Annotated in this window: 12 protein-coding genes and 1 pseudogene; 5 read left to right on the top strand and 8 right to left on the bottom strand. The window is 56.7% G+C overall.

From position 1 onward, the window contains the following. Window positions 1-85: 85 nt before the first annotated feature. Window positions 86-886 carry a phosphatase PAP2 family protein gene (locus tag QMX93_RS19725; RefSeq protein WP_282357696.1) on the bottom strand — a complete coding sequence of 267 codons (801 nt, stop codon included), beginning with the start codon at window positions 884-886 and terminating at the stop codon, window positions 86-88. Between the two features lie 105 nt (window positions 887-991). Here QMX93_RS19725 and hslO point away from each other — a divergent pair, with 105 nt between their 5' ends. Continuing rightward, the gene (gene hslO / locus QMX93_RS19720) at window positions 992-1,894 is read left to right on the top strand and encodes an Hsp33 family molecular chaperone HslO (protein WP_008080485.1); all 903 of its coding nucleotides are present in this window, start codon (window positions 992-994) and stop codon (window positions 1,892-1,894) included. A 182-nt stretch (window positions 1,895-2,076) separates the two neighbouring features. Further along, a complete protein-coding gene (locus tag QMX93_RS19715) occupies window positions 2,077-3,618 on the top strand; it encodes a phosphoenolpyruvate carboxykinase (protein ID WP_053116533.1) in 1,542 nt (513 codons plus the stop codon). A 57-nt stretch (window positions 3,619-3,675) separates the two neighbouring features. On the opposite strand, the gene QMX93_RS19710 is transcribed toward QMX93_RS19715, so the two are convergent. From QMX93_RS19710 to QMX93_RS19685, 6 genes and pseudogenes are all read right to left on the bottom strand, one after another. Continuing rightward, window positions 3,676-4,941, bottom strand: a complete 1,266-nt coding sequence (locus QMX93_RS19710) for a HipA domain-containing protein (protein WP_282357695.1) — start codon at window positions 4,939-4,941, stop codon at window positions 3,676-3,678. Next, window positions 4,938-5,432 carry a helix-turn-helix transcriptional regulator gene (locus tag QMX93_RS19705; RefSeq protein ID WP_282357694.1) on the bottom strand — a complete coding sequence of 165 codons (495 nt, stop codon included), beginning with the start codon at window positions 5,430-5,432 and terminating at the stop codon, window positions 4,938-4,940. The genes QMX93_RS19710 and QMX93_RS19705 overlap by 4 nt, the downstream gene beginning before the upstream one ends. A 199-nt stretch (window positions 5,433-5,631) precedes the next feature. Then, window positions 5,632-5,766 (bottom strand): annotated as a pseudogene (locus QMX93_RS31050) (YhfG family protein); the annotation flags it as partial. A gap of 183 nt (window positions 5,767-5,949) precedes the next feature. After that, on the bottom strand, window positions 5,950-6,255 hold the full coding sequence (locus QMX93_RS19695) for a hypothetical protein (RefSeq protein ID WP_282357692.1): 306 nt from the start codon (window positions 6,253-6,255) through the stop codon (window positions 5,950-5,952). 347 nt (window positions 6,256-6,602) lie between these two features. Beyond that, on the bottom strand, window positions 6,603-7,745 hold the full coding sequence (locus tag QMX93_RS19690; protein WP_282357691.1) for a hypothetical protein: 1,143 nt from the start codon (window positions 7,743-7,745) through the stop codon (window positions 6,603-6,605). A gap of 105 nt (window positions 7,746-7,850) precedes the next feature. Beyond that, window positions 7,851-8,111, bottom strand: a complete 261-nt coding sequence (locus tag QMX93_RS19685; RefSeq protein WP_053116537.1) for a hypothetical protein — start codon at window positions 8,109-8,111, stop codon at window positions 7,851-7,853. Window positions 8,112-8,549: 438 nt separating this feature from the next. Between QMX93_RS19685 and QMX93_RS19680 the strand changes: the two genes are divergently transcribed. From QMX93_RS19680 to QMX93_RS19670, 3 genes are all read left to right on the top strand, one after another. Continuing rightward, a complete protein-coding gene (locus QMX93_RS19680) occupies window positions 8,550-10,487 on the top strand; it encodes an ATP-dependent DNA helicase RecQ (RefSeq protein WP_282357690.1) in 1,938 nt (645 codons plus the stop codon). Window positions 10,488-10,700: 213 nt separating this feature from the next. Then, entirely contained in the window at window positions 10,701-11,927 is a 1,227-nt protein-coding gene (locus QMX93_RS19675) for a 3-hydroxyacyl-CoA dehydrogenase (RefSeq protein ID WP_282357689.1), read from the top strand. A 149-nt stretch (window positions 11,928-12,076) separates the two neighbouring features. Next, window positions 12,077-12,511 carry a thioesterase family protein gene (locus QMX93_RS19670; RefSeq protein ID WP_282357688.1) on the top strand — a complete coding sequence of 145 codons (435 nt, stop codon included), beginning with the start codon at window positions 12,077-12,079 and terminating at the stop codon, window positions 12,509-12,511. A 96-nt stretch (window positions 12,512-12,607) separates the two neighbouring features. Here the strand turns inward: QMX93_RS19670 and QMX93_RS19665 are convergent, their stop codons facing one another. Next, the gene (locus QMX93_RS19665) at window positions 12,608-13,090 is read right to left on the bottom strand and encodes a glycine zipper domain-containing protein (protein ID WP_053116541.1); all 483 of its coding nucleotides are present in this window, start codon (window positions 13,088-13,090) and stop codon (window positions 12,608-12,610) included. Window positions 13,091-13,334 lie beyond the last annotated feature (244 nt).

Raw genomic sequence — 13,334 nt, 5'->3', positions numbered from 1 at the left:
GCCTTGCTCCTACAGTGAGTCATACTTGTAGGAGCAAGGCTTGCCCGCGATCGAGTGCGCAGCACTCGCCATGGACGACGCGGTATCAGGCGCTACGCACCACACTCATCCGCGAAACCACCGGCAACTTGCCCAGCAGCGCAAAAACCGGCGCCGTCACCTTCAACCAGATATTCGCCGCGTGATACGCGAACGGCGTGTAATAACCCCAGCCCAACGCCCACACCGCCAGCAAAACCCCACCGATGTAATCGTCCTGGCCCCAATGCGCACCAGCCACCAGTCGCGGCAACATGAACAACACCGCCAAACCCCACACCGTCAAAAACTGCCCGACCGTACGGCTGAACACGCCCATGAACAGCGCCCAGATCAACAACACCGAGGCGTGATCACCGGGGAAACTCTGGCTGGAGCGATCTTTAATTTCCCAGGTTTTTTCCAGATCCGGGAAGTAGTCGCTGATGTGCACGGCGCCCTCAAGCACCATCGACGGACTGCTGTGCTGCCAATCCATGTAGTCGGCGAACTTGGAAAACAGTGCGCGAATCACCACCATCAACAACAGAATTGACAGAAAACCGAAAAAAGCCCGGCGCACGTCAATCGCCTTGAACACCCAGTCGCCCTTGATCAGCAGCGTCAGCAGGATCAGGCCAACGACGATGTCGAACGGACGCATACTTGCAATTGCCCAGATGTGGAGCCATATGGGGTTGCTGGCCAGCGGTGTATTGAGTGAGCGAAACAGCCACTCGTCGAAAATCACACACAGCGCGTTGCCCGTAGGCCATAACCAGAAAGCCAGTAGTGCTAATGGCACCACGTTGCACAGAACCAGCCGGCCGAGGTTCCACCTTGATTGGAACAAACCCGGATTGTTCATAAAATGCCTCCCATGGCAGAGCAGTCGGCACCAAAAGGGGTGCCAAGAAGCGCAAATTTTCACGTCTTGTAACCATTTTGTCACCACTTTCAGATACCCAGACCTATGACCGACCTACCGGATACCGATTTCACCCAACGCTTCATCTTTGATGACAGCGACACCCGTGGCGAACTGGTCGCGCTTGAGCGCAGCTACGCCGAAGTCCTCGCCAAGCACCCGTACCCGGAGCCGGTTGCGCAATTGCTGGGCGAGCTGATGGCCGCCGCCTCGTTGCTGGTGGGCACCCTCAAGTTCGATGGACTGCTGATTCTGCAGGCGCGTTCCGAAGGCCCGATCCCGATGCTGATGATCGAGTGCTCCAGCGACCGCGACATCCGTGGTCTGGCGCGTTATCACGCCGATCAGATCGCCCCGGACGCCACCCTCGCCGACCTGATGCCGAACGGTGTTCTGGCCCTGACCGTCGACCCGACTGTCGGCCAGCGCTACCAGGGCATTGTCGACCTCGACGGCGAAACCCTGTCCGATTGCTTCACCAACTATTTCGTCATGTCGCAACAGGTCGGTACGCGCTTCAAGCTGTTCGCCGACGGTCGTCGCGCCCGTGGTTTGCTCCTGCAGCAATTGCCGGCCGATCGTCTGAAAGACGAAGAAGATCGCGCCGCCAGTTGGCAGCACATCACCGCGCTGGCCACCACCCTGACCGCCGATGAATTGCTTAGCCTGGACAACGAAACCGTGCTGCATCGCCTCTACCACGAAGAGCAGGTGCGTCTGTTCGATGTGCAGAATCTGCGCTTCCGTTGCAGCTGCTCGCGGGATCGTTCGGGCAATGCGCTGGTCAGTCTGGGTCTGGAAGATGCGCAAGCGTTGGTCGCCGAACAGGGTGGCACCGTCGAGATCGATTGCCAGTTTTGCAACGAGCGCTACCTGTTCGATGCAGCGGATATCGCTCAATTGTTCGCTGGCGCCGGTGTCGACACGCCATCCGATACCCGGCACTAAAACGGTTCAGCGCAGGTAAATTCACTGCTCAAACGCGCAATTACGCCGTTACGACGGGAGGGCCCTACTCTTTTTGGGCGTTTCTGGCATAATCCGGCCCACTTTTTGTCGCGGTAGTAGTGCACGACTTTCTACTACAAAACGTTTGGAGCACACTCGGCCACTGGCCGACGGGGAATCTCATGACGCAAGCCAATAACGCCGTGTACACCGATCTGAGTGTCGATGATCTGGTAAAAGAAGCCTTGAATCGCGGTGAGGGCGAGCTTGCCGATACCGGCGCTCTGGTTGTTCGCACCGGTCACCGCACCGGTCGTTCGCCTGTTGACCGTTTCATCGTTGAAGAGCCTTCCACCCAGGCTGCTATCGCCTGGGGCCCGATCAACCGCAAGTTCCCGGCCGACAAGTTCGACGCGCTGTGGGCTCGTGTCGAGGCGTTCAACAACGCGCAAGAGCACTTCGTTTCCCACGTGCATGTAGGCGCAGCTGAAGATCACTACCTGGCCGTGAAGATGACCACCCAGACTGCCTGGCAGAATCTGTTCGGTCGTTGCCTGTTCATCAACCCGGCCCAGTACAACCCGGCCGGCCGTGAAGAGTGGCAAGTGCTAAACGTGGCCAACTTCGAGTGCGTGCCTGAGCGTGACGGCACCAACTCCGACGGTTGCGTGATCCTCAACTTCGCACAGAAAAAAGTGCTGATCGCCGGCATGCGTTACGCCGGTGAGATGAAGAAAGCCATGTTCTCCGTGCAGAACTTCCTGCTGCCGGCCGCTGACGTGCTGCCGATGCACTGCGCTGCCAACATCGGCGAAGAAGGCGACGTGACCCTGTTCTTCGGTCTGTCCGGCACCGGTAAAACCACCCTGTCGGCCGACGAAAGCCGTTACCTGATCGGTGACGACGAACACGGCTGGGGCGAAGGCGTGGTGTTCAACATCGAAGGCGGTTGCTATGCCAAGTGCATCGACCTCTCCGAGAAGAACGAGCCGGTTATCTGGAAAGCCATCAAGCACGGTGCTGTACTGGAAAACGTCGTTATCGACGACGCCAAGCACGCCGACTACGCCGATGTCAGCCTGACCCAGAACAGCCGCGCCGCTTACCCGCTGGAGCACGTTGCCAAGCGTTCCGAGCAGAACCTCGGTGGCGAGCCAAACGCTGTGATCTTCCTGACTTGCGACCTGACCGGCGTGCTGCCGCCAGTGTCGATCCTCAACGAAGAACAAGCGGCCTACCACTTCCTGTCCGGCTACACCGCACTGGTGGGCTCGACTGAAATGGGTTCGGGCAGCGGCATCAAGTCGACCTTCTCCACCTGCTTCGGCGCACCGTTCTTCCCGCGTCCGGCTGGCGAATACGCAGAGCTGCTGATCAAGCGCATCCGCGGCTTCGGTTCCAAGGTTTACCTGGTCAACACCGGTTGGACCGGCGGCGGCTACGGCGTCGGCAAACGCTTCAACATCCCGACCACCCGCGCGGTGATCGCAGCGATCCAGAGCGGCGCGCTGATCGGTGCTGACACCGAACACCTCGACACCATCAACCTCGACGTGCCACTGGCCGTACCGGGCGTTGAAACCAACCTGCTCAACCCACGCAACACCTGGGCTGACAAGGCTGCGTACGACGAGGCTGCCAAAGCACTGGCCGGTCTGTTCATCGAGAACTTCAAGAAGTTCGAAGTGAGCGACGCGATCAAGGCTGCCGGGCCGAAGTTGTAAGATTGGTTTGATGTGAATGAAAAAGCCGCCCTTTTGGGGCGGCTTTTTTTTGGGTGATCAGAAGGTACGAAAAGCAGGTGCCATCCTTTCCTGCTCACTTCTGGACATCCCAAGCGCATTAGCTATCTCCGACCAAACACGGATCACGTCTTGAGTGCGCTCAATGATGTCTGCTGAATCCTCATGGCTAACCCGAAAATAACCAGCGACTTCCCTCGCCAGCTCTAAGTCCAACGCGTTGTCAGAATCAGTGATGTTCAGCTTCAACCCATCCGCATGCGCCACCGGATTCATGTCGTAGGCTGCCGACAATCGCCATCCCCGCCCAGGATCGAAAATAAACCCATGATTCCGTAGGTGGTCATCGGTATTGGATACGAGGATGTTGAAGACGATTCGTGACCAGAGTTCACGGAGGTCGGTGTTGGGTTCCGAGCCGTGTTCCATGATTACTTCCGCCAACTCTAGATAGCTGGCGCCGGTTGAGGCGTCGTCGCCATCGACGCGGTTGGTCATGGTCATAGCCGATGCAAAGTGATGTCGGCCGCCGCGTTCGGTTCGGTCGAAACGCTTCACCAGGAAGCAGTGGTGATCGCTTGCGTAGCGTCGGGCCATGCCGGTGGCAACACGTAGGCCACAATTGAGCGCCAAAGCGTTTACTACAAATTCCCAACCACCTACATCGTAGTCATCTCTCATACTTGGGAATTTGGCGATCCACAGTTGGCCGAACTCGTCGACGACGCTGGCTTTCGGCCTAGCGCCGCCCAGTGAGCCGCCTGGTGCAATGAGCATTCTTAGCCATTCGCGGCCATCGATGGCTGTGTTGTCCCTATCGTTTTCCAAGGCGAGACTTGCCTGCTCTAGGGCGCGTAGTTCGACAAAGGGTGGGGCGGCAACGCCGTCGCGGTCGTCGAGGAAGTTGCCTGCGTCATTGAGTTTGTAGCGAAGGGCGCCGACACGGAACAGGTCGTGCACGCCAAGCAGGTAATCGGATTCAAACAACTTGCTGTTGCTGGGAAGTGAGCCGTCGCGAATGTCCCTCTCTAGACGGCGCTTCATCAGCATTTGGCCCCAACGATCAGGGCTCGAGTCTGCAAAGGCGCCAAAGCGGCTCTGATGTTCCCCGGGGAATTGGCGGCCTTCGAAGGGGCCGATGCGCGGGTCTAAAGTTATGAAACTCAACTCGGGATCGGCCAGCGCCTTAGGGTCGTATTCAAATTCGAACACGTTGGTGTTGCGTGTTTTCCTTGCATGCAAAAATCCGAGGCGTCTGGCGCCTTTCAAGGATTCCCAGTCTGCATAAACAGCAATCAGCGTCATTCTTCACCTGTTGGGGGGGCGGCCTTTTTCTTCTTGTTCAAAAGGCTGGAAAGTGAGTGTGTGTTGAGTGGGAAGTCAGCCGGAATTTTCGTGGTGGTGGCGGCATCGGTAACGTTTGAAGTCCCGACGTGTTCGGATGCGCCCTTTTTTACCGCACTGGCTGCTCGTACTCGCTGGGGCTTTTTGGCTGGGGATCGTGTTGCAGGCATTAACTGCGCATCCTGCAATTGGCGTCCCATCTCATCGGCTGCAGCGAGTTTGTTCAGATCCTTCTCCAACCCCAACACTTGCATGACCGAAAGGTAGGCACCGATGGTCACTCCTGATCCTCCCGTCTCCACATTGCGCAAGGTTGTCAGCGACATGCCGGAGCGTTCAGCGACTTGTTTGGCCGTCAATTTCCGGCGCAGGCGAGCGAGTTTCAGGCGTTCGCCCAAGTCGACCAGAAGTCGAGCAGTAGAGGGCAAAAGCGGCGCTGTTTTCTTGGCCATGTGGCAGTATTCCTTCATTTTTCAACCTTAACTGCCAGAATAATAGCACTTAAGTTGAAAAATGCGGGGCAGGGCGGATCTGCAGTGTTTAAGTTTTTAAATGGCATTATTCCAACTATTTTTACGATATATAGCCAGAATACTTCCACTTAAAGGAGGGTAGTGATTGCCAGTCAGTTTTTGTTTCGACTGTGTTTTCTAGGGCTGACTCACGTAAAGGAAGCGGCTTGTCGGTATCGGTGCGCTGGGTTTCCAAACCTTCAATATGAAGGCTGGCCAAGTAGTTCGAGCGGCGTACCTTGTCGTAGTAGGCTTGCTTTTGCTCAGACGACAAAGCGGTCTTGTCGTCTGTTTCCGGTGTAAAGGTCGGACTGGAAGCGTGACGCTCCCTGCGTAAGATCTCGTCCATTTCCTGGACGCTTTCCATCAGCTCATCAAAAAACTTGCTCATGGTTACTCCGATGGTCAATTGCCTTATTTACCGCTCTCGACGAATAGGTGAGAGCTGTGTGATCACTCAAGCTCCGGTCGGAGCTTTCCAGTTGAGCATTTGCTGCTGGGCAACTTGCAGCAGATCACAACCATCCTGCGTCAGCAGATAGAGGGCGTGGGTGATGTGGGGGATGTCTTCGACGTCGGCTTGTTTGAAGTTGAGGCAGTAGAGGGTGCGTAGCAGGTCGCTTGATGCGCGTAAGCGCTGGACGGCGCATTCGAGGATGTCTTGCGGGTTGGCTTCTGTGTCGATGATCAGTGGGTTGGTGTCAGTGAGATTGGATTCGAGTGTTTGGTAACGATCAGTGGTGAATTGATTCCATGTTTTCATTTTATTGATCCTCAATTGCTTCCGGGAGAAGCCACCACATCGTGACCAAGCGACAGGAGGCGACTGTGTTCGGGTTGGTCAACCGGTGAGGATCGTGCACATACCCGGCACACCCGAAGGTGTCCCAAACACAGTCACCATAAACTGCAGGCAATTGAGTGCCGGCAGCATACAGCGCATGCGTGCGCACGATCCATTCGGGTGACCAAGCCCGAGTCGCTGATTGGCAGCGACAGTCACAACTATAGATTCGCGCCCTCAAATCCCGATAGTCGACAAAGCGGTCTGTCCTTGTAGGAACGGGACGAAGATTGCATCGGACGTTCCTACCGATCCTTCAACGTTTTTCAACGCAAATGCGCATACGCCGAAATATCCAGCAAACTCGTCGCCAACCCTGTCGCCGGTTGGTAAATCGGGCCTTTCACAGTCGAGAACGGCACGCCTTTGCTGCCGAGGGAAACATAACGTTCGCCCTGATCCAGTTCGGTGAAGTAGGTGTAGGAATAGTTGTGCATAAATTGATATCTGGCCTCGTCGCGGGCGATGCCGTTGGTGAGGTTTTCCAGGTCGGTCTGGGTCAGGTTGAGGGTTTTGTCGAGTGTTGTGCCCCAGCGGGTCAGGCAGATCTCGGCGAGGTGGCGAACGATGCGGCCGGGTTCGGTCAGCACTTTCAGGTCGCTGGTATTGGTCGGCACGCCGCCAGTGGACGTGGCGTTGCCCGCGAGGGTGGCATGGCGACCGGCCATTGGATAAATGGAGGTTTTGGTGCCGGTGGCTGTTTGCGGGATCACGCAGCTGAAACCTTTGGAGCGCTCGTCGCGGGCGTAGACGCCGACGTACTCTTTGACGTTGCTGCCGAGTTTGACGCGTTGCTCCTGAAAGTTGGCGATGCCCGGCACCGGGTCAATGGCAAAAATATTCACCGGAATGTTTTGCAGTGCGCTGTCCTTGAGCATCGCGTTGGCCAGCATGTGGCAACTAATACCGCCACGACTCCAGCCCACCAGGTTAACCGTGGTCGGAATAACGCCGCCTTTACGGAAGGTCTTGATGATTTGTTCCTGTAACTTCTGCTGGGTGACGCTGCGGTCGCCGTAGTTATATTTACGCCAGAACCAAGAGCCTTCGACTTTTACATCTTCAATGGGAATGCCGGCGGCTTTAAGTCGGTTGTATTCGGCTTCGGTGAGTTGTTCACGTTGCCATTCACATTGGCCCTTGATGATGTTCATGGCGTGTTGCACGTTTTCTTCCCAGCCTTTGCCGAACAGTGTGCCGCTGAGGCCGTAGTCCTTGTTTTCGGTGAATAGATCATCGGCCTGCAGGTTGCCGCTGCCGGGGCCGTCGACGACGATCCATTCAGCGAACTCGCGGCCTGTATGGCGCGAGGCAAGGGTGGAAACCAGTTCGCCGTCCCAGAATTTTTCATGTTGGGTATCGAACTTGTTAGAACCTGTGCCGCAAAAAAATATAGTGACGACTGTCATGATGTTGGCCTTGTTGGATATAAGAGCCAACAAGTTAGTGTGCGTCCTACTCATTAATAAAGCGCTGGGTTGTATCCGGGTTTGTGGTTTTTTATTGAGGTCGAGTTATTTAAGTTGAAGTTTGGCAACTTGCAGCAGGTCGCAGCCATCTTGCACCAATAAATAAAGCGCATTGACGATATGCGGTATATCTTTCGCATCGGCCTGTTTGAAACACATACAGTAAAGTGTTTCCAGCAGATCACTGGCGGCGCGCAAGCGTTGATCGGCGGCATCGAGCAAATCGCTGTGACTGGCGGCGGTGTCGATCAGCATCACGGGTTTTTCGCTGTAGCAGGTTTTGAGTGGCTGGTAACGGTCGATCATGGTGAGGCTTGTCCTGTTCGAAGACGCTCGGGTCGGCCGACAGAGTGCTTTCAGCCGCGCCGGCCACTATAGAAGGGCGTTGCGCAGCGGGACAAGACGGCCGCAATGGACAGTGTTTGTAGGGGATTTTTCGGGTTTTACGGATTTTCCCTACGTGATTTTTCGGCATATTCGAGGCAAAACCTCTACGCGGAAAATTCCTACCTGCTTGTCAGGTAATTCGCCGTACACGGCGGTCCGGTGCGCGACAGAATCTGTAGGGCGTTTGCAAACGTCTGACACGCGCTTAAAGGGAAAACGGCGGGCGTGCAGGCTGCTCCCACAGAATTTACGTGACCGCTGTATCATTCCGAATCGATTTGGCCCCGACCTTTTCTCGACTCGCTGCGATTGCCCGCTAGGCTGTTGGCATGGCAGCGGTCAAAGGAGTGACAGCGAATGCACAACACCCTGGAACAGGTTTTTGGTTATCCACAGTTTCGTCCCGGACAAGAGGCCGCGATCAGCGCAGTGCTGGCCGGGCGCTCGGCGGCGGCGATTTTTCCCACCGGCTCCGGCAAGTCCCTTTGCTATCAAATATCGGCGTTGTTGCTGCCGCACCTGACGCTGGTGGTCTCGCCATTGCTGGCGCTGATGCAGGATCAATTGGCGTTCCTGCAACGCCACGGCATTTCAGCGGGCAGCATTGATTCTGCGCAGAGCCGCGAAGACGCCAATGACGTGATGGCGCGTGCTCGAACGGGTGAATTGAAGATCCTGATGATCTCGGTTGAGCGCTTGAAGAACGAGCGCTTCCGCAACTTTTTGCAGCAGGTACCGATCTCCTTGCTGGTGGTGGACGAGGCGCACTGTATCTCCGAGTGGGGCCACAATTTCCGTCCCGATTACCTTAAGCTGCCGGACTATCAACGGCAGTTCAACATCCCGCAAACCTTACTGCTGACGGCTACTGCGACGCCGAAAGTCATCGTCGATATGCAGAGCAAATTCGCCATCGCTCCAGAGGATGTGGTGACCACCGGTTTCTACCGGCCCAACCTCAATCTGTTGGTGGAACCGGTGCGCGGTCAGGACAAACGTCGGCGTCTGGTGGAGTGGATGAGTGAGCGCCCGGGGCAGCCCAGCATCGTCTACGTGACCTTGCAGAAAACCGCTGAACACATCGCCGAACACCTTGAGCGCAACGGCATTCAGGCCGAGGCGTATCACGCCGGTTTGCCCCACGATAAGCGTGAAGCGATCCAGAAACGTTTCATGGCCGGGCAGTCCAATTGCATCGTCGCGACCATCGCGTTCGGCATGGGCATCGATAAGAGTGATATACGCAATGTGGTGCACTTCGACCTGCCCAAATCCATCGAAAACTACAGTCAGGAAATCGGCCGCGCCGGGCGAGACGGGCAGCCCTCGGACTGTCTGGTGCTGGCCAACCGCGACAGCCTCAACGTGCTAGAAAACTTCGTCTACGGCGATACGCCAGAGCGCGATGGCATTCGTCATGTGCTCGACGAACTGAAGGCTTCGGTGCCGGACGGGCAGTGGGAGTTTTTGCTCGGGCCGTTGGCGGATCAAAGCAACATTCGTTCGTTGCCGCTGAAGACATTATTGGTGCAACTGGAGCTGCGCGGTTTGATCGCGCCGCGCTACGCCTACTACGCCGAGTACCGCTTCAAATACCTGGTGGAACCGGACGCATTGCTCTCGCGTTTCGAGGGTGAGCGCAGGGATTTTGTCGCGGCGATTATTCAGACCTCCAATCGCGCACGAACATGGGCGACGGTGAGTTTCGACGCGATGTACGAACAGTATTCAGCCGAGCGTAATCGCGTGGTGACGGCGCTGGATTATTTTCAGGAGAAGGGCTGGGTCGAGCTTGAAAGCAAGCAGATGACCGAGGTCTACAGCCTGCTGCACAGCGACTTTGACAGTGACGTGTTGAGTGGCGAGTTGCACGATTACTTCACTCGACATGAACAGACCGAAGTGGCGCGGATTCACGCGATGCTTGAGGTTTTCGCTACCGAGCGGTGTTTGGGTTATCGACTGGCCGAGTACTTCGGTGACCACGATGCGCCCGAGCGTTGTGGGCATTGTTCGGTGTGTCATGGGCAGGTTGCACGCTTGCCGGCGCCGCCGGAGTTGCCGCCGCTTGTGGATAAAAACTTCGCGGCGCTGTGCGGTGATTTTATCCACAGGCATGAACAACACACCGGCGTCGTGCCGACAGCTGAACGGCTGACGCGGTTTTTGTGCGGGATCAGCGTGCCATTGTTTACTAAGCTCAAGGCGCGGGCGATTCCCGGGTATGCGGCACTGGAAGAATACCCCTACGCCGAAGTCCGTCACTGGACTCAGGCTCACCTCAATCCCTTGTAGGAGCCGAGCTTGCTCGCGAAGAGGCCAGCACATCCCAACAGAGCTGTTTGACCGTTAAATCGCTTTCGCGAGCAAGCTCTGCTCCTACAGGAATCGGGGCAAGCAAGGCTCTATCCATCCGCTGAATGTCGATCATCACGGTAATAAACTTCAAAAAACGTCGTCGGCTGACTATGGTGAGACCAGTCTTTGGATCGCCAACAAGAGAACAATATGAGCCAGACATCCTTCGATATTCAGCAGGCCGCCGTGATCGGCGCGGGCACCATGGGCCGGGGCATCGTCATGTGCCTGGCCAATGCCGGCGTGACAGTGCAGTGGGTAGATAACAACCCACAGATGCTTGAGCAGGCACTCGCCACCGTTGCTGACACCTATGCACACAATGTGCGGCAGGGGCGCATTGATCAGGCCGAGGCTGATGCGCGTATCGCCCGGGTCAGTGCGGCGGCGAATTACGCGGCGATTCGCAATGTCGATCTGGTGATCGAAGCGGTGTACGAGAATCTTGAACTGAAGCAGAAGATCTTCCGCGAGCTGGATGGCTTGCTGAAGCCTGAAGCGCTATTGGCGAGCAATACATCGGCACTGGATATTGATGCGATTGCGGCGGCGACAAAACGTCCGGAACAAGTGCTGGGCCTGCATTTCTTCAGCCCGGCGCACATCATGAAACTGCTGGAAATCGTTCGCGGCGCGCAGACCTCACCAGCAGCTCTGGACGCCGCACTGGCTTTGGGCAAGCGCATGGGCAAAGTCAGCGTGGTCTCGGGCAACTGCCATGGTTTTATCGGCAACCGCATGCTGCATCCGTATGTACTCGAGGCGCGCAAGATGTTGCTTGAAGGCGCTTATCCACAGCAGGTCGATGCGGCGTTGCAAGGATTCGGTTTCGCCATGGGGCCGTTTCGCATGTACGACGTGGTTGGCATCGATCTGGAATGGCGCGCGCGTGAGTTGGCCGGCAGGGGCCAGGATGCGCCAGAGGTGCAGGTGGATAACCGTCTGTGCGAAATGGGCCGGTTTGGGCAGAAATCTGGCAACGGTTATTACCATTACGAGCCGGGCAGTCGTCAGGCAGAGCATGATCCTGAGGTCGATGCGCTGGTGTTGCAGGTCAGCGAAGGATTGGGCTTTCAGCGCCGTGAGATCGGCCCGGAGGAGATTCTCGAGCGCTCCCTGCTGGCATTGGTCAACGAAGGGGCGAAGATTCTCCAGGAAGGTATTGCCGAGTCTGCCCATGACATTGATCTGGTGTATTTGAATGGCTACGGCTTCCCGGCGGATAAGGGCGGGCCGATGGCGTGGGCGGATCAGCAGGGGCTGGCGGATATTCATCAGCGGCTGTTGGCGCTGGAGACGCGGCAGGGCGATCAGTGGAAACCGGCGCGGTTGATTGGTGAGTTGGCGGCGCAGGGGAAGGGGTTTGCTGATCGCTGAGTGATTGGGTGCTTGGGGTGACGCTTTCGCGAGCAGGCTCGCTCCCACATTTGGAATGCGTTTCGAATGTGTGTGCGGGCTTGCTCGCGAAGGCCGCGCCACGGATTTAAATTAGACTCGCAACAAATACCTTCAGGAATCGTTGATCAATGTCCAACCCGATGTCCCAACGCACCGACTACCCGCACTTCCAGCCCATCACCACACGCTGGCACGACAACGACGTCTACGGTCACGTCAACAACGTGACCTACTACAGCTTCTTCGACACAGCCGTGAACACTTACCTGATCCAGGTCGGTGGTCTGAATATCCATGACGGGGAAGTGGTGGGTTTCGTGGTCAGCTCGGCATGCGATTACTTCGCGTCGATCACGTTCCCGGATCTGATCGAGATCGGATTGCGGGTTGGCAAATTGGGCAACAGCTCGGTGCAATACGAACTGGCGGTGTTCAAGGTCGGCGAAAGCGAGGCCTGTGCGGCCGGGCGTTTCGTGCATGTGTTCGTGGATCGGGCGAGCAATCAGCCGGTGCCGATTCCGGGCGAATTGCGTCAGGCGCTGGAACGTCTAGTGGTGGGATAAAGCAAAAAGATCGCAGTCTGTGGCAGTTCCTACATTAATCCCTGTAGGAGCTGCCGCAGGCTGCGATCTTTTGATCTACCTGCCGCCAATCAGCAATCAGCGGTGGCGATAATACTTGTGATGCTTGCGATGGCCATAGGCATGGCCCCGACCACGGTGGTCGTCGCGGTAGTAGCGACGGTTATCACGACCGCGATCGTAATGACGATCATCGTCATCGCTCTTGTTGCCCATGTAGTTACCCAACGCACCACCAGCACCGCCACCTGCGGCCGAACCGATCAGGCTGCCAGTGCTGCCGCCGAGGCTGCGACCGACCACGTTACCGCCAGCAGCGCCCAACGCACCGCCAATGGCTGCTTCGCCACGGCTGCGTTTGTCGGCGCCGACTGCGCTACCACCTGCGCCGCCCAAGGCTGCGCCAATGGTGGAACCTGTATTGCCGCCTAAAGACTGACCGACGACCGAGCCAAGAACCCCGCCCAATGCGCCGCCAACACCTGCTTCGGTGGTGCCGCCTGCCGACGCAAAACCACTGACCAGGCCAAGTGACAACAAGAGAATCTGGGAGAACTTCATAGAGGAGCCTCAAAGGGATGACGGCGCCGATCCTGAGGCTGTGTAACAAGCGTGACAATCGAAATCCGACGAATAGCACGACTTGTATACAATTTCGCAAGTTACTGTTTTGTATACGGAACTTATCTGTTTTTTGCCGGTCTTTAATTACTTCGGACAGGCCGCTTTTGTGAAAAAGCGGCCTTTTTTGTGGGCGTTCGAAAGGCAAAAACGAAAAGATCGCAGCCTTCGGCAGCTCCTACAC

Source organism: Pseudomonas sp. PS01303 (assembly GCF_029959385.1).
Taxonomy (GTDB): domain Bacteria; phylum Pseudomonadota; class Gammaproteobacteria; order Pseudomonadales; family Pseudomonadaceae; genus Aquipseudomonas; species Aquipseudomonas rustica.
The sequence above is the reverse complement of the archived record's forward strand: the minus strand, read 5'-3'. Positions and strand labels throughout refer to the sequence as shown.

Excerpts from the sequence above, each read along its gene's own strand:
- QMX93_RS19675 (WP_282357689.1), top strand. The coding sequence starts at position 10,701 with ATGAGCCAGACATCCTTCGATATTCAGCAGGCCGCCGTGATCGGCGCG.
- QMX93_RS19690 (WP_282357691.1), bottom strand. The coding sequence starts at position 7,745 with ATGACAGTCGTCACTATATTTTTTTGCGGCACAGGTTCTAACAAGTTC.
- QMX93_RS19665 (WP_053116541.1), bottom strand. The coding sequence starts at position 13,090 with ATGAAGTTCTCCCAGATTCTCTTGTTGTCACTTGGCCTGGTCAGTGGT.
- QMX93_RS19685 (WP_053116537.1), bottom strand. The coding sequence starts at position 8,111 with ATGATCGACCGTTACCAGCCACTCAAAACCTGCTACAGCGAAAAACCC.
- QMX93_RS19705 (WP_282357694.1), bottom strand. The coding sequence starts at position 5,432 with ATGGCCAAGAAAACAGCGCCGCTTTTGCCCTCTACTGCTCGACTTCTG.
- QMX93_RS19670 (WP_282357688.1), top strand. The coding sequence starts at position 12,077 with ATGTCCAACCCGATGTCCCAACGCACCGACTACCCGCACTTCCAGCCC.
- QMX93_RS19725 (WP_282357696.1), bottom strand. The coding sequence starts at position 886 with ATGAACAATCCGGGTTTGTTCCAATCAAGGTGGAACCTCGGCCGGCTG.
- hslO (WP_008080485.1), top strand. The coding sequence starts at position 992 with ATGACCGACCTACCGGATACCGATTTCACCCAACGCTTCATCTTTGAT.
- QMX93_RS19715 (WP_053116533.1), top strand. The coding sequence starts at position 2,077 with ATGACGCAAGCCAATAACGCCGTGTACACCGATCTGAGTGTCGATGAT.
- QMX93_RS19695 (WP_282357692.1), bottom strand. The coding sequence starts at position 6,255 with ATGAAAACATGGAATCAATTCACCACTGATCGTTACCAAACACTCGAA.
- QMX93_RS19710 (WP_282357695.1), bottom strand. The coding sequence starts at position 4,941 with ATGACGCTGATTGCTGTTTATGCAGACTGGGAATCCTTGAAAGGCGCC.
- QMX93_RS19680 (WP_282357690.1), top strand. The coding sequence starts at position 8,550 with ATGCACAACACCCTGGAACAGGTTTTTGGTTATCCACAGTTTCGTCCC.